This is a genomic window from Pseudomonas sp. Z3-6 (genome assembly GCF_051131985.1).
GTDB lineage: Bacteria > Pseudomonadota > Gammaproteobacteria > Pseudomonadales > Pseudomonadaceae > Aquipseudomonas > Aquipseudomonas zanjanensis.
The window spans coordinates 247678-262477 of record NZ_CP071644.1; the positions used below are offsets into that span (position 1 = coordinate 247678).

Genomic DNA, 14800 nt, shown 5'->3' on the forward strand with positions numbered 1-14800 from the left:
TCGCGAAAGCGGTGTGTCAGCCAACATCAATGTCGCTGACAGATTGCATTCGCGAGCAAGCCCGCTCCCACAGGGGATAGAGGTGTTCCTAACAGTCAAGCCGCGTCGCTGAAATCGTACTTCAGTTCGTTGTCCACGGCGCTGATCCGCACGCCGGCCAGGGCCTTGCCTTCGAGCATGCGGGTCAGGAACTCGCGGCTCATGTCCGGCAGCAGGCTGTTGGTCAGGATGGTGTCGATCATGCGCCCGCCGCTTTCGGTTTCGGTGCAACGCGAGACGATCAAATCGATCACCGCATCGTCGTAGTCGAAGGCGACTTTGTGGGTGCTTTCCACGCGCTTCTTGATGCGGTTGAGTTGCAGGCGGGTGATGGCCTTGAGCATCTCATCGCTGAGCGGGTAGTACGGGATCGTCACCAGGCGGCCGAGCAAGGCCGGCGGGAAAATCTCCAGCAGCGGCTGGCGCAACGCCTTGGCGATCTCTTCCGGCTCGGGCACGTTCTGTGGGTCCTTGCAGACCTGGGCGATCAGCTCGGTGCCGGCGTTGGTGGTCAGCAGGATCAAGGTGTTCTTGAAGTCGATCACCCGGCCTTCGCCGTCCTCCATCACGCCTTTGTCGAACACCTGGAAGAAGATCTCATGCACGTCCGGGTGGGCTTTTTCCACCTCGTCCAGCAGCACCACGCTGTACGGTTTGCGCCGCACGGCTTCGGTCAGCACACCGCCTTCGCCGTAGCCGATGTAGCCCGGTGGCGCGCCCTTGAGGGTGGACACGGTGTGGGCTTCCTGGAACTCGCTCATGTTGATGGTGATGACGTTCTGCTCACCGCCGTACATGGCTTCAGCCAGGGCCAGGGCGGTTTCGGTCTTGCCCACGCCGGAGGTGCCGGCAAGCATGAACACGCCAATCGGCTTGCTCGGGTTGTCGAGGCCGGCGCGGGAGGTCTGGATGCGCTTGGCGATCATCTGCAAGGCATGGTCCTGGCCGATGATGCGTTTTTTCAGGTGCTGGTCGAGGTTGAGCACGGTTTCCAGTTCGTTGCGGGCCATGCGGCCCACGGGGATACCGGTCCAGTCGGCGACCACCGAGGCCACGGCCTGGTAATCCACGGTCGGCAGGATCAACGGGGTTTCGCCTTGCAGGGCGGTCAGGCGCTGTTGCAGGTCCACCAGTTTCTCGCGCAGTTGGTGGCTTTCGTTGTCAAAAGCTTCGCTGTTGTCTTCGCTGTCCACCACGCCGACGCGTTCGCGCAGGGTCGCGCGGGTTTCCAGCAGTTCGTCCACCAGGGTTTTCTCTTCGGCCCAGCGGCTTTCCAGCTCGGCCAGGCGCTCGCGCTCGGCGCTCAGCAGGCTTTCGCTGTGGGTCTGGCGAGTGCCGATGACCACGCCAATCGCTTGTTCACGGGCGATGATTTGCAGCTCGGTTTCCAGGGCTTCGATACGCCGACGGCTGTCGTCCACTTCAGCCGGCACGGCGTGCAGGCTGATGGCGACGCGGGCGCAGGCGGTGTCCAGCAGGCTCACGGATTTGTCCGGCAACTGGCGCGCGGGAATGTAGCGGTGGGACAGCTTGACCGAGGCTTCCAGGGCTTCGTCGAGGATTTGCACCTGGTGGTGTTTTTCCATGGTCGAGGCCACGCCGCGCATCATCAGCAAGGCCTTGTCTTCCGACGGCTCGGCCACTTGCACCACTTGGAAGCGGCGGGTCAGGGCTGGGTCTTTTTCGATGTGCTTCTTGTACTCGGCCCAGGTCGTGGCGGCCACGGTGCGCAAGGTGCCGCGGGCCAGCGCCGGCTTGAGCAGGTTGGCCGCGTCGCCCGTGCCGGCGGCGCCACCGGCACCCACCAGGGTGTGGGCTTCGTCGATGAACAGGATGATCGGCTTGGGCGAGGCCTGGACGTCTTCGATGACCTGGCGCAGGCGCTGTTCGAACTCGCCTTTCATGCTTGCGCCGGCCTGTAACAGGCCCACGTCGAGGCTGCGCAATTCCACGTCCTTGAGGGCCGGTGGCACGTCGCCGGCGACGATGCGCAGGGCGAAGCCTTCGACCACGGCGGTCTTGCCCACGCCGGCTTCACCGGTGAGGATCGGGTTGTTCTGCCGGCGGCGCATGAGGATGTCCACCAGTTGGCGAATCTCTTCGTCACGGCCGACGATGGGGTCGAGCTTGCCGCTGCGGGCCTGCTCGGTGAGGTCGACGGTAAAGCGCTTGAGGGCCTCCTGCTTGCCCATGGCGGCCGGGGCCATGGCGCCGCTGGCTTCGCCCGGCACGGCGCCGGCGTTGAACCCGTCGCTGGCGGTCAGGGCGTTTTCCGGCGAGTCGCCGACGTATTCGTCAAAGCGCTCGCTCAGGGCTTCGACCTTGACCTTGTCGAACTCCGACGACAGGCCCAGCAGCGCGTGGCGCAGGCTTGGTGTCTTGAGGATGCCCAGCACCAGGTAACCGGTGCGCACCTGGCTTTCGCCGAACATCAGGCTGCCATAGACCCAGCCGCGTTCCACGGCTTCTTCCACGTGGGAGGACAAGTCGGTGATCGACGTCGAACCCCGTGGCAAACGATCCAATGCCTCGGTGAGGTCGCGGGCCAGGCGCGCCGGCTCGATGTTGAACTGGCGGATGATGCGGTGCAGGTCCGAGTCCTGCAGTTGCAGCAACTGGTGAAACCAGTGGGCCAGTTCCACATAAGGGTTACCGCGCAACTTGCAGAACACGGTGGCGGCTTCGATGGCTTTGTAGGCCACGCTGTTGAGTTTGCCGAACAACGCGGCGCGACTGATTTCACCCATGCTCATGGCTCCTTGAGGTCTGTGAGGTGTTGGCCTGTTCGGCGTAATGCCGGGCCAGTATTAAATCGTTGGCATCTTTTTCAGGACGTCCCAGCCAGGTGTTGAAGCCCAGGCGGAAACGGCCATTGAGTTGTAGTGCGGGCACTTCGGGCTGTTCCAGGACCAGGTTCAGGTCCCAATCCAACTCGTGGCCCAGGTATTCGGCGACCCAGGCCACCAGCTCGTTGAACGGTTGGCTGCCGGGCAGCATGCCCATGTAGTCAACGAGCTTGAGTGGCCCCAGGCGAATGCGGAATTTGTGCTGGCGGTCCCACACGAAGCGGCCCAGGCAGAAGTCCACGCCCAGTTGCGCGTTGACACCGACGCGGCTGCGTTCCGGCAGTTCCAGCCATTGGCCGACGTACTCTTCGATTTCCACCGGCAGGCCGAAGTACTCGCTGAGGATCGCTTTCAAACCGTCCGGGTAGCGGGTCTGCGCCGACAGGTGGCCGCTGTAGTGCAGTTTCGCCGTGTCGGGGATCAGCCCTTGGTTGAGCAGGCTCGGCATGCCCCGACCGCTGAGGGCCGCCAGCCGCGCCGACCAATAGTCATCGTTGGGGCGGTCGTGGCTGACCGTCGGCCGCGCTTCGGCCCAGGCCCGGTAGAACAGGCTGAGCAGGCGATGGTGGAACACATCGAGAAAGCGCTTGCTGGTGCTGTCGCCATTGTTGCGCTGGCGCTCGCGCACGTATTCGGTGATGTGCAGCGGCATCGGGCCGTTGGGGCCGCCGAGGCCGAAGAAGAACTGCTCCAGGCGCGCCGGCGTACCGTCGCCGCCCGGTTGCACCGAGGCGAGGGTGGCCGGGGCGAAGGTGCAGTCGGCCTGTTGCCCGAGGCGCAACGGGTCATCGGCCAGGCGCAGGGAATGGCCCAGGCGCGGCAGCTCGGGGGATTCGCACTCGATGCGCCGCAACGCCTGGAAGAAGTCGTATTCCCAGGGTTCCTGGTGCATCGCCTCCAGGGTACTCACAGGGTCGGACGACGTCCGGGCTTGGCTTTCCATCGCATGATCTCGCCGCGTTCGGTGGTACGGATCACCGTCTCGGTAAAACTGTTGATCGACACGTAGCGTGCCAGGAAGCGCTCGAACACCGCACCGAGCAGGAACACCCCGGTGCCGCGAAACGCGTTTTCATTAAATTCCAGGGTGATCTCCAGGCCTCGACCGAACACGATCGGGCCGGGCATCGGCAAGCGCCGGGTGCAGGCCTTGCTGCTGACTTCCCGCAGGCCTTCGATCTGCAATTGCAAGGCCGCGTCGTTGCTGTCGCCGTACAGGCGCAGCAGTTCGCGCAGGGCGGCGGCGCCTTGGCCTTGTTCGCTCAACGACAAGTAGTTCAGCGACAACTGGCTGATCAGCCGCCAGGCCTTGGCGTCGTGGGCATGGCTGGCCCGTGGTCGACTGGGTCCGGCCACGCAGCGCACGGCGCCCACCGGGGCACTGTCGGCGAGGGTGAAGTCAGTCTTGCCGTTGCCCACGCTCATGAACAGCGGCAGGTCGCGGTTGGTGCACAGCGCGGTCACGCCGAGTTGGCGCAGGTCATGGCGGTAGGGCGCTTGCTGGCTGTCCACCAGGCTGACGAAGGTTTCGCTGCCGATGTAGGTCGAGCGCGGGCCGTTGCGTCGTTGGTCGCTGGACAGCACGCGCGGTTCGCGCCGTACGGTGTAGTAGGCCTGGTCGCGGCCATAACGGGACGGATCGCGCACGGCGTAGAACGGCAGGAACGGTTGCTCCGGCCCGGTGCCGTGGCCAGTCAGGCCACTCAGGGAATGCACTTCGAAATCCATCGGCCGGGTGCGGTCGGCGATCACGTGGTGTTCGTTGACCCGCTCCGACAAGTGAATGCGGTCCAGGCGCTTGGGAAACAGGTTGATGGCCGGGGTGCAGAACGGCAGGAACTGCGAAGCACCGACGCTGCCTTCCAGGCTCGGATCGTGACGGTCGAACAGCACGATCAGCTCCAGCTCCTGGCCGTCGCAGCGCTTGACCGCACGGCCCAACTGGGTGAAGTCGACAAACAGGAAGCGGTGGGGCAGGGCGAAGTATTCCTGCAACAGGCGATAGCCCTGGAAGGCCCGCGACACCACGGGCAGGGCGGCGTCGGCATCGTCGAAGCCGCGCGAGCGCAACGCATCCTGGGGCAACCGCTCCACCCAGTCGCCGCCGGGCTTGCGGGCGAACACCGCGCAGGCATTGCCCAGCAGTTGTTCGTAGAGGCGGAAAGGCTGCTCATCGGCGCCGCTCAAGTACAGCGGCAGGTTGTCCAGGGCCAGGCTGTTGAACGGCAGTTCGGCGCCGGTGCGCAGGGTCAGGCGCAGGCCGGCCTTGGCCTTCGGTTCACTGGCGGCCAGGCGCCCGAGCACGGCGGACGGATTGCCGAAATACTCGGCCTGGCTGACCTGCAACGGCCACAACGTCACCGCGTGGGCGGTGCGGTACTCACAGCAGGTCTGGGTTTCGCGACCCAGGGCGGCGCGCAGGACGGTGTCGCGAGGCAGCGGGAAACCACTGCTCAGCGAGCCTTCGTCCGGGTCGGCCTGCATTTGCACCACGGTCATCGACGGCGTCGGCGCCAGGTAATGCGGGTAGGCGATTTCTAGCAGGTTGTGGGTGAAGGTCGGGTACTCGGCGTCGAGCTTGAGCTGAACCCGGGCCGTCAGGTAGGCGAAGCCTTCGAGCAGGCGCTCGACATACGGGTCGGCGCAGTCCATGCCGGCCAAGGTCAGCCGACTGGCGATCTTGGGATATTCCTTGGCGAACTCCGCCGCGCTTTCGCGCACATGGTGCAGTTCCTGGTTGTACAGCTCCAGCAGGCGCGGGTTCATGGGCGTCTCCGCTGGTCGGCGTTGACCACGCGCACATGGCCGGTTTCCAGGTCCAGGTCGGTCTGCAGCATCAGCCGCAGCGGCACCGGCTGGGCCCAGAGGTCGCCTTCGATCTCGAAACTCAACGCGTTATGGTTCATCTCGGCCGTCGCCCGGGCCCGCACTCGCAGGGTGTGGCGCAGGATCCGCGGTTCGAAGGTGGCAATGGCCTGGTGGATCAAGGTTTCCAGGGCCGAGACATCGACGTTCGACGCGCTGTTGCCGGCCAGCGCCGGCAACCCGAAATTCACCACCGAAGTGCCTGCCGGGGTATGCAGCGTGGCATCGGCGTCGAGCAATGACGTGGTGTTGAGCAGCCACGCCAGGTCACGCAGCACCGAGGCCTTCAATTGGGTCAGGGAGAGCACGCGCTTGTCGGCGCTTTCCTTGGGGTTGGTCGGATCGTCGTCGGTCAACCGGTCCAGCAGGGACGGTTGCAGGCGATCGCGGGTGGCAATTTCGGTTACCACGTGAAAGGCGCTACATACATTTTTTGGTCGCCGCCGGAGCCGCAAGCCGCATAGACGCTGACCGTTCCCGCCTCGAAACCTGCCGGCATCTGACGAATAGCCTGCATTTTGCTCAGGCAATCGCGGCTGGGGGCCGGCATGTGTTCACTGCGCCAGACCGCCAATATCGGAATGTCATTGAACATTTCCACGCGCAGCTTCTGCTGTTTATCCAGGCTGAAGCCGCACGGCCATTCCATGTCCAGCTTCATGCGGCTCTGGTCGGGCTTGACCAATGTGCATTGGCCTTGGTCGTCAACCAGGCTGAGCGACTGACCCACGAAAACGGCCTTGGTCGTCAGCGTATCGGCATGCTCGGCGCATGCGCTCAGGCTGACCAGGCTCATGGCCAGGCCTGCGGCGAGCAGGGGCTTTTTCATTACGCGAGCTCCCAGAACCAGACGGCTTTGGATCTGTAGAAAAGATCGTTGGTTTGGGTCAGGCCACGGTTCCATAAATCGATATGGTCACCGGTACGGCCTTCTGCGGACTCCCCTGATTGCTGGAAGCAGTCCTTGAAGAAAATCAGTCCGGTTTTTCCCATCAATTTGCGACGTTCCTCGGCACTGTTGCCCAGGATGGTTGGCCGTCCGAGATGATGTTTCCACAACCAATTGGCCAGCGATTCGGCGCCCCTGGCGTGTTCATGCGCACACTTGGGTTCGGTGTAGGTGGATTTGTTGACCTTGATGGTCTTCTCCGCATTGAGCGTCAGGCTCATGCGTATGGCGCATTGGTTTGCCCAGGGGCCTTCACAAGGTTTTGCGTCGGGGTGGGCCACCAGCAGATCGGAATACGCTTTCCACAAATTGACAAACGAAGGCTTGGCCATGACTCAGATACCACGTGGGAAAGGGTTGGATTCGAGCAAGCACCAAACACCCCCGGCGCGTGGCACCGGGGGCGTGTTCGATTACACCTTGATGTTCTGACGGATGTTCCAGCCGAACTTGACCGGACCGCCTTCCTTGGTGCCGTCGGCTTTCTGTGGCTGGTAGTCCACCAGCACCTTGGCGAAGTTCAGGGTGACGTTTTCGGTCAGGCGATCATCGCTGCCCGAGCCGCCAGTGCTCAGGGACGTGACCAGCACTTCTTCCAGGTTGATGATCATGTACTCGACCTGGCTTTCACCGCCGGCCTTGCGCACGGTCAGCTTGACCTTGTCGATGTGCTTGCCGCTGGCGCAGTGCATCATCAGGTTCGGCGACGCCTTGTCGACGTACTTGGTCAGGGACAGGTCCTGGACGTTGACCTTGCCCGCACCACCGCCGCTGCCGACGTGCATGTTGCCGGACTGGGACATGCCCCAGCTCCAGTTCAGGACGTCGATCTCGTCCTTGTGGGCCTTGTCCATGGACTCGCCCTTGATGTCGCCAATCTTGATGAAAATATCAACAGCCATGTTTTCTCCCTGTGTGGTCTTTACCACATTGTTTGGTTGACGCTGACCTTGCGAAATTACTTTGAATGTCAGTCAAGACACCGAACCTGTGGGAGCGGGCTTGCTCGCGAATGCGGTGGATCATTCAACATCGACGTCGACTGACCCGACGCTTTCGCGAGCAAGCCCGCTCCCACACAGGAGCGAGCCCTTTCCAACTAAACCTCTGTTTACGCGCCCTTGGCCGAAGGCAGTTTCGATACCAGGCGCAGCGACACGGTCAGCCCTTCGAGCTGGTAGTGCGGGCGCAGGTAGAACTTGGAGTTGTAGTACCCCGGGTTGCCTTCGACTTCTTCGACGATCACTTCAGCAGCAGCCAATGGATGCTGGGCCTTGGTGGTCTCGGTGGAGTGCGCCGGGTCACCGTCGACGTAGTTGAGGATCCAGTCCTGCAACCAGCGCTGCATCTCGTCCTTCTCTTTGAAGGAACCGATCTTGTCGCGCACGATGCACTTGAGGTAATGGGCGAAACGGCAGGTGGCGAACAGGTACGGCAGGCGCGCGGCCAGGTTGGCGTTGGCGGTGGCGTCCGGGTCGTCGTATTCGGCCGGTTTCTGCAGCGACTGGGCGCCGATGAAGGCCGCGAAGTCGGTGTTTTTCTTGTGCAGCAGCGGCATGAAACCGTTCTTCGCCAGTTCCGCTTCACGGCGGTCCGAGATGGCGATCTCGGTCGGGCACTTCATGTCCACGCCACCGTCGTCGGTCGGGAAGGTGTGGGCTGGCAGGTTTTCCACTTCGCCGCCGGACTCCACGCCACGGATGCGCGAGCACCAGCCGAAGTGTTTGAACGAACGGTTGATGTTCACCGCCATCGCGTAGGCAGCGTTGGCCCAGGTGTACTTGGAGCTGTCGGCGCCGTCGGTGTTTTCTTCGAAGGCGAAGGCTTCCACCGGGTCGGTCTTGGCGCCGTACGGCAGGCGCGCCAGGAAGCGCGGCATGGTCAGGCCGATGTAGCGCGAGTCTTCCGATTCACGCAGCGAGCGCCAGCCGGCGTATTCCGGAGTGGTGAAGATCTTGGTCAGGTCGCGCGGGTTCGACAGTTCCTGCCACGAGCCCATGCCCATCACGGTCGGCGAAGCCGCGGCGATGAACGGCGAGTGCATGGCCGCGCAGACTTTCGACAGTTCGCCCAGCAGTTCCACGTCCGGTGGCGACTGGTCGAAGTAGTAGTCGCCCACCAGGCAGCCGTAAGGCTCGCCGCCGAACTGGCCGTATTCTTCTTCGTACATCTTCTTGAAAAGCGGGCTCTGGTCCCACGCGGTGCCCTTGAATTTCTTCAGGGTCTTGTGCAGGTCGGTCTTGGAGATGTTGAGCACGCGGATCTTGAGCTGCTCATCGGTCTCGGTGTTGTTGACCAGGTAGTGCAGGCCACGCCAGGCGCTTTCCAGTTGCTGGAAGTCCGGGTGATGGATGACCTGGTTGACCTGGGCGGTGAGCTTGGCGTCGATGGCGGCGATGATCGATTCGATCGACTTGATGGCGTCGTTGGACACCAGGTCGGTCTGCGCCAGGGCCTGCTCGGCCAGGGTGCGCACGGCCGTTTCAACGGCTTCGCGGGCACGCTCGGTCTTGGGCTTGAATTCTTGCAGCAGCAGGGACGCAAACTCGCTGGTTTCTTGGGTGGCGCCCAGGTTCTGCACGCCTTCGCGGGCGGTATTGTCAGTCATGATCATTGGTCCTGTGCTGGCTTCGGCGCGCTCGCCAGAGCCTGCAACAGCGCTGGGTCCTTGATCGCCTTCATGATGATTTCTTCGGCACCGGTCTTGCCGTCCATGTAGGTCAGCAGGTTGGCCAATTGGGTGCGCGCTTCGAGCAGCTTGTTCAGCGAGTCGACCTTGCGGGCGACGGCCGCCGGGCTGAAGTCGTCCATGCTTTCGAACGTCAGGTCCAGGCTCAGGTTGCCTTCGCCGGTCAGTTCGTTAGGCACATGGAACGCCACGCGCGGCTGCATGGCCTTGAGGCGCGAGTCGAAGTTGTCGACGTCGATCTCGAGGAACTTGCGGTCGGCCACCGGTGCCAGAGGCTCGGCGGGCTTGCCGGCGAGGTCGGCCATGACGCCCATGACGAAGGGCAACTGGACCTTTTTCTCGGCGCCGTAGAGCTCGACGTCGTACTCGATCTGCACTCGAGGCGCGCGGTTGCGCGCGATGAATTTCTGAGAACTTTGCTTCGCCACGTTGCTGCTCCTGGTCGCTTGAGCGACGGTGTTGGCGTCATCGGGGGTGCCGGTGACGTGACTGCGTGATCCGCTCGCTTTTTATTCGCTGTCTGGGCCGCGCAGGTTTTCAAATTGGCTCATGCCGTCGGGAATCAGGTTGCGCACGATGGCCGCGAAGTCGGCGTGCACCAGATTCTTGGCCCGGTTCAACAGCACCGGCAGCGGGCTGGAGGGCTCATGACGGGTGTAGTAAGCGAGAATCCGGTCCAGGCTGCGCAGCACATCGTCGCGGTTGTTGATGTCGCCGCTGATGGTGCTGGTATTACGCGGTGCGCTTGTGACACTTGCATGTTCGGTGGGCGCTGCGCTGTCGTCGCTGACGGGCTCGGCCTGGGCGCTGTCGCCGCTCTGCGGGGCGAACTGACCGAGAATCTGCAGGGCCATTTTCAGCGGCTGCTTCAACGGGCCGAGGTCCACGCCTTGGGCGGAACCGACCTGGTCGCTGACTTGCTGCTCGATGGCTTCGGCGGCACTACGGGCTTCGAGCAGGGCGGCACGGATGATCTCCAGCTGCTCGGGATCGCTGTCGAGCAGGGCCCCGGCGAGCTGTTCGGCGCCGAGGTTTTCATCCGGGAAACTTTGCAGGCCGCTGGCATTGGCGGCGGCGCGCAGGCTGACGGCACCGAAGGTGCGCGAACGGGTCAGGATGCTCTCGCGCAGCAGGCGGATAGTGACATCGGACGTCAGGCCGGCGAGGGCATTGATGCGCACGGTGGGGTCGTTGTCGTCATCGGCGTCCAGGCGCGGATGCAGTTCGGCCCAGTATTGCTTGAGCAGCTCGCTGATCAGCGTCAGCACACGGGCCATGCCCGGCAGGCCTTCGAGGGCCAGGGAGCTTTGCATCAGGTAATGGGTGATGCGCAGGTCTTTGCTGCGCGCAAGCAAGTCCAGGCTCTGCTGCTGGATGCTGCGCCATTCAGGGGGTTCGGCAGGCAGGATCGAATCGCCCATGCTGCGCTCGGGTTGGCCCCGGGAGTCGCGTTCCAGGCGCAGGAAATCCGCGTCATATTCCAGGTCTTCACCGCACGGCGAAGTCGCGGAAACGGCGGCGAGCAGCAAAGGCACATCCACTTGGATCGATCTCCCTATCACCCGCTTGAAGAAGTCGGGCAGTTCACACGCAAGTTTCGGATGAAACTCCACATGTTCCTTGACGGTAATGGCCCTTTAGATCTTTGATGATTTTAAAGTGCCATCATGTATATTCAAGAAGTTGTGCATTTTTGGTGTAGTACTTATCGCTTGTCAAGGTAAGCTATTTCGCCTGTGTATGCCCTATGTAACAGTTGTGATGCGCTTAACAGCCTGCCCGACCCACCGGTCGAAGCGGCAACTGACGTGGGGTTTTTGTCACGCAAGCCGGTTATGATCAGCAATCATGCTGGCAAAAAGCCGTTCCCACGGTTGTTGGCAAGGTTGCCGGCGGGTCGTCAGGGCCTCAAACCCTCACTCCCGCCCGCGCGCGAAGTATTCAGCAAGGAGGCAAGATGCCGCTGTGTTTGACTATCACTAGTTATCACAAAATTACCCCAGGCCAGTGTTCTGAAAAGTCCATGGACCAGGGGGTGATGGCAATTGGCCGCAATTCCGATAATGACTGGGTATTACCGGACCCCGAGCGTCTGGTTTCCGGTAAACATTGCGTTATCCAATACAAAGACGGGCGTTATTACTTGACCGATAACAGCACCAATGGTGTGGAATTGGTCAAGGCCGGCGTGCGCCTGCGCAAGGGCAACAGCGAACCCCTGCAAGACGGCGAAGTGATCCGCATCGGTGATTATGAAATCCAGGCTCGCGTGGATTTCAGCCTGCCGGTCACCGACAGCAACCCGTTCGCCGAGTCCCCCAGCAGTTTCGAGGCCTTGATGGGGCAACAGAGCGCGCCGGCGTATGCGCCGTCTCCGATTCCCGGACCGTCACCGGTCCAGGTGCCTGCGCATTTCCAGGGTGTGTCGGCCATGGACACCCTGCCGGACCTGTTCGATTTCTTGGCGCCGAGCAGCGTCCCGCCGGCCACCCAGCCTGACCATGTCCCGGCCGAGCAACACAATTTCCGCCCGCCGACACCGATTGCCCAGCCGAGCCCGCCGCCGGTGATCGAGCCGGTGATGCCGCCGTCTGCCTCGGTGATACCCGACGACTGGGACCCGTTCAGCGACAAGCCTGCGCCGGTGGCGGTTGCGCCGCTGCCCGTGGCCCCGCCGCCGGTCCCGTTACCGCCGGAGGTCGAGCCAGTCGCGACGCCTGTTGCGCAGCCGCCGCTCGCCGACATCTTTGCTGACATCATTGCACCGCCGCCGGCCCCCGTGCCTGAAGCGTCGGTCACCCGCGTCGAGCCCCCGGTCGCACCGCCTGTTGCGCCTGTTGCGCCTGTTGCGTCGGTTACCCCGGTGGCTCCGACTGCTCCGGCCGAGTCTGCCCAGCCCGACTTGCTGCAAGCCTTCCTGCGCGGTGCCGGGCTGGATCAGTTACGCCTGGACAAGGCCAACGCCGAAGCGCAGATGGAAAACATCGGACGCAGTTATCGGTTGATGGTCGAAGGCTTGATCGATGTCCTGCGCGCCCGCAGCAGCCTCAAGGGTGAGTTCCGCATCCAGCAGACGATGATCCAGCCGGTGGAAAACAACCCGCTGAAGTTCGCCCCCAATGTCGATGAAGCCCTGCTGTTGCTGTTGCGCCACGGCAACCAGGCGTTCATGGCTCCGGACGCGGCGGTGCGCGACAGTTTCGATGACTTGCGGGCCCACCAACTGGCGGTGATGGCCGGTGTGGAAGCGGCCATCAAGCATTTGCTGGGGCGTTTCGAACCGTCGCAACTGGAAGAACGCATGGCCAAGCCCGGTGGGCTGTCGGGCATTTTCAGCGGCTCGCGACAGGCCCAGTACTGGCAGCAATTCACCGAGCTCTACAGCAACATTTCCCGGGAAGCCCAGGAGGATTTCCAGGACCTGTTCGGTCGCGAGTTCAGTCGCGCCTACGAAGAACACAGCACACGACAGCGACGCCGTTGAGCGGCGTCGCCTTATAACAATACTGATAAGCCCACAACGGATAGCTCAAACGTCATTGAGGACGCAGGATGATTCCCAGGTTTTTACTCGCAGTTGCCACCGTGCTTCTGCTGACGGCGTGCGCCAAGGATGCGGCCAACCCCCAGCCCGAAGAAGCTGAGGCCGACACCGCCGCCATCGAGCTGCATTTCCATGCCATTGCCGGTCTCAACCCCGGCGCCACCGGCCAGCCGGCCCCGGTCCGGGTGCGCATTTTCGAACTGAAAAATGCCGCGACCTTCGGCCGCTCCGATTATTTCGCCTTGGCCGAACGGGCCCAGGCCACGCTGGGCGCCGACCTGATCGACCAAGACGAGGTGCTGATCCAGCCCGGCCAGCAATTGAGCCTGCAACGCGACCTCGACCCGGCAACGCGGCACATCGGAATACTGGTGGGCTATCGCGAGCTGGACCAGTCGCTGTGGCGCACGGTGATGAATGTCCCGGCGCGCGAATACACCGAATACCAGATCAGCCTCGATGTGCGCGCCGTGCGCAGCGCCGTCGTCGTTCCCCCATCCAGCCCTGCCCAATAAGCAATCGGAGCCCCCATGTCCTGGAACAATCGCGTGGTCTGGTCGGAAGGCATGTTCATTGGAACGCAGCACTTCCAACAGCATGACCGTTACCTGGAAAACCTCATCGACGCCCGCAGCCGCCCGTTGTCGGCCGGCGCCTGGGGTTTTTCCGAATTGCTGATCGACCAGGGCCTGCTGGCCCAGGGCAAGCTGGCGATCATCTCGGCGCGGGGCCTGTTGCCGGACGGTACGCCGTTCAATATTCCCCAGGATGACCTGGCGCCAACCCCGCTGAACGTCGATGACAACCTGCGCGATGGCCTGGTGTACCTGGCCTTGCCACTCAAGCGTGCCGGTGCCCGCGACACCGTGGATGAAGGCGAAGACCTCGGCGCTGCGCGGTATGTGAGCCAGGTCTGCGAAGTGCGCGACGACAACGCACCGTTCGAAAACCGCGCGCCGGTGGCCCTCGGCTCCCGGGCGCTGCGGTTGTTGACCGAACAGGATGGCATCGGCGACTACGCCGCCATCGGTGTGGTGCGCATCAAGGAAAAACGCGCCGACCGTGCGTTGGTGCTCGACGACGCCTACATTCCGCCGCTGCTGGATGTCATCGCCTCCAAACCGTTGGCGGCGTTTCGCAGCGAATTGCTGGGCCTGCTGCATCAACGCGGCGAAGCGTTGGCCGGGCGGGTGGTGGCGTCCGGTGCCGGTGGCGCCTCGGAAATTGCCGACTTCATGCTGTTGCAACTGGTCAACCGCGCCCAGCCGCTGATCCAGCACCTGAGCCAGTTGAGCCCGCTGCACCCCGAGCGTTTCTACAGCGAACTGGTGAGCCTGGCCGGGGAGTTCTCCACGTTCACCGCCTCCGGGCGACGACCGCAACAGTACCCGCCTTACCAGCACGATGACCTGGCGCTCAGCTACGCGCCAGTGATGCAGGCCCTGCGCGAAGCCCTGTCGATGTTGATCGACAGCAAGGCGACGCCGATTCCGATTGTCGAGAAAGCCTACGGCATCCACGTGGCGATGCTGGCCGACAAGACCCTGCTCGACAGCGCCAGCTTCATCCTGGTGGTGCGCGCCGACGTGCCGGCCGAAACCCTGCGCAGCCGCTTCGGCCAGCAGAGCAAGGTCGGTTCGGTGGAACACATCCGTGACCTGGTCAATCTGCAATTGCCGGGCATCGGCCTGTTGCCGTTACCGGTGGCGCCACGGCAGTTGCCGTACCACGCCGGTTCCACCTACTACGAACTCGACCGGGGCAGCGACCACTGGCAGCAGTTGAGCAACTCCGGCGGCTTTGCGTTCCACATCGCCGGCCAGTTCCCAGGGCTGAACCTGGCGTTCTGGGCGATCCGAGGATAAACC

General features: G+C 63.1%; 13 protein-coding genes. 3 read left to right on the forward strand and 10 right to left on the reverse strand.

Annotated elements, in window-relative coordinates:
- Window positions 1-95: 95 nt before the first annotated feature.
- The 10 genes from tssH to tssA form a co-directional block, all read right to left on the reverse strand.
- A complete protein-coding gene (gene tssH / locus J3P88_RS01045) occupies window positions 96-2786 on the reverse strand; it encodes a type VI secretion system ATPase TssH (RefSeq protein ID WP_434573550.1) in 2691 nt (896 codons plus the stop codon).
- Window positions 2779-3828 carry a type VI secretion system baseplate subunit TssG gene (tssG, locus tag J3P88_RS01050; RefSeq protein ID WP_186710273.1) on the reverse strand — a complete coding sequence of 350 codons (1050 nt, stop codon included), beginning with the start codon at window positions 3826-3828 and terminating at the stop codon, window positions 2779-2781. The genes tssH and tssG overlap by 8 nt, the downstream gene beginning before the upstream one ends.
- Window positions 3792-5651 carry a type VI secretion system baseplate subunit TssF gene (gene tssF / locus J3P88_RS01055; protein ID WP_434573552.1) on the reverse strand — a complete coding sequence of 620 codons (1860 nt, stop codon included), beginning with the start codon at window positions 5649-5651 and terminating at the stop codon, window positions 3792-3794. Before tssF ends, tssG begins: the two co-directional genes overlap by 37 nt.
- The gene (gene tssE, locus J3P88_RS01060) at window positions 5648-6160 is read right to left on the reverse strand and encodes a type VI secretion system baseplate subunit TssE (RefSeq protein ID WP_039593609.1); all 513 of its coding nucleotides are present in this window, start codon (window positions 6158-6160) and stop codon (window positions 5648-5650) included. Before tssE ends, tssF begins: the two co-directional genes overlap by 4 nt.
- The gene (locus J3P88_RS01065) at window positions 6154-6579 is read right to left on the reverse strand and encodes a hypothetical protein (protein WP_434573554.1); all 426 of its coding nucleotides are present in this window, start codon (window positions 6577-6579) and stop codon (window positions 6154-6156) included. The genes tssE and J3P88_RS01065 overlap by 7 nt, the downstream gene beginning before the upstream one ends.
- Window positions 6579-7031: a type VI secretion system amidase effector protein Tae4 gene (locus tag J3P88_RS01070; protein WP_039593611.1), complete on the reverse strand. Its 453-nt coding sequence runs from the start codon at window positions 7029-7031 to the stop codon at window positions 6579-6581. The genes J3P88_RS01065 and J3P88_RS01070 overlap by 1 nt, the downstream gene beginning before the upstream one ends.
- Window positions 7032-7112: 81 nt before the next feature.
- Entirely contained in the window at window positions 7113-7601 is a 489-nt protein-coding gene (locus tag J3P88_RS01075; protein ID WP_003177228.1) for an Hcp family type VI secretion system effector, read from the reverse strand.
- A 209-nt stretch (window positions 7602-7810) separates the two neighbouring features.
- A complete protein-coding gene (tssC, locus tag J3P88_RS01080; protein ID WP_122567584.1) occupies window positions 7811-9307 on the reverse strand; it encodes a type VI secretion system contractile sheath large subunit in 1497 nt (498 codons plus the stop codon).
- Between the two features lie 2 nt (window positions 9308-9309).
- On the reverse strand, window positions 9310-9816 hold the full coding sequence (gene tssB, locus J3P88_RS01085; protein ID WP_003177230.1) for a type VI secretion system contractile sheath small subunit: 507 nt from the start codon (window positions 9814-9816) through the stop codon (window positions 9310-9312).
- An 81-nt stretch (window positions 9817-9897) separates the two neighbouring features.
- Window positions 9898-10929, reverse strand: a complete 1032-nt coding sequence (gene tssA / locus J3P88_RS01090; protein WP_434573557.1) for a type VI secretion system protein TssA — start codon at window positions 10927-10929, stop codon at window positions 9898-9900.
- Between the two features lie 416 nt (window positions 10930-11345).
- On the opposite strand from tssA, the gene tagH reads away from it, so the two are divergent.
- The 3 genes from tagH (at window position 11346) to tssK (ending at window position 14797) form a co-directional block, all read left to right on the forward strand.
- A complete protein-coding gene (gene tagH / locus J3P88_RS01095) occupies window positions 11346-12872 on the forward strand; it encodes a type VI secretion system-associated FHA domain protein TagH (protein ID WP_434573559.1) in 1527 nt (508 codons plus the stop codon).
- A 68-nt stretch (window positions 12873-12940) separates the two neighbouring features.
- Window positions 12941-13447, forward strand: coding sequence for a type VI secretion system lipoprotein TssJ (tssJ, locus tag J3P88_RS01100; RefSeq protein ID WP_014340883.1), 507 nt, complete (start codon window positions 12941-12943; stop codon window positions 13445-13447).
- Between the two features lie 15 nt (window positions 13448-13462).
- Window positions 13463-14797 carry a type VI secretion system baseplate subunit TssK gene (gene tssK, locus J3P88_RS01105; RefSeq protein ID WP_116833753.1) on the forward strand — a complete coding sequence of 445 codons (1335 nt, stop codon included), beginning with the start codon at window positions 13463-13465 and terminating at the stop codon, window positions 14795-14797.
- The last annotated feature ends 3 nt before the right edge of the window (window positions 14798-14800 follow it).

Bases quoted from the DNA above. Each gene is read 5' to 3' on its own strand.
- tssH (WP_434573550.1), bottom strand. From the start codon at position 2,786: ATGGGTGAAATCAGTCGCGCCGCGTTGTTCGGCAAACTCAACAGCGTG.
- tssG (WP_186710273.1), bottom strand. From the start codon at position 3,828: ATGGAAAGCCAAGCCCGGACGTCGTCCGACCCTGTGAGTACCCTGGAG.
- tssF (WP_434573552.1), bottom strand. From the start codon at position 5,651: ATGAACCCGCGCCTGCTGGAGCTGTACAACCAGGAACTGCACCATGTG.
- J3P88_RS01065 (WP_434573554.1), bottom strand. From the start codon at position 6,579: ATGAAAAAGCCCCTGCTCGCCGCAGGCCTGGCCATGAGCCTGGTCAGC.
- J3P88_RS01070 (WP_039593611.1), bottom strand. From the start codon at position 7,031: ATGGCCAAGCCTTCGTTTGTCAATTTGTGGAAAGCGTATTCCGATCTG.
- J3P88_RS01075 (WP_003177228.1), bottom strand. From the start codon at position 7,601: ATGGCTGTTGATATTTTCATCAAGATTGGCGACATCAAGGGCGAGTCC.
- tssC (WP_122567584.1), bottom strand. From the start codon at position 9,307: ATGACTGACAATACCGCCCGCGAAGGCGTGCAGAACCTGGGCGCCACC.
- tagH (WP_434573559.1), top strand. From the start codon at position 11,346: ATGCCGCTGTGTTTGACTATCACTAGTTATCACAAAATTACCCCAGGC.
- tssJ (WP_014340883.1), top strand. From the start codon at position 12,941: ATGATTCCCAGGTTTTTACTCGCAGTTGCCACCGTGCTTCTGCTGACG.
- tssK (WP_116833753.1), top strand. From the start codon at position 13,463: ATGTCCTGGAACAATCGCGTGGTCTGGTCGGAAGGCATGTTCATTGGA.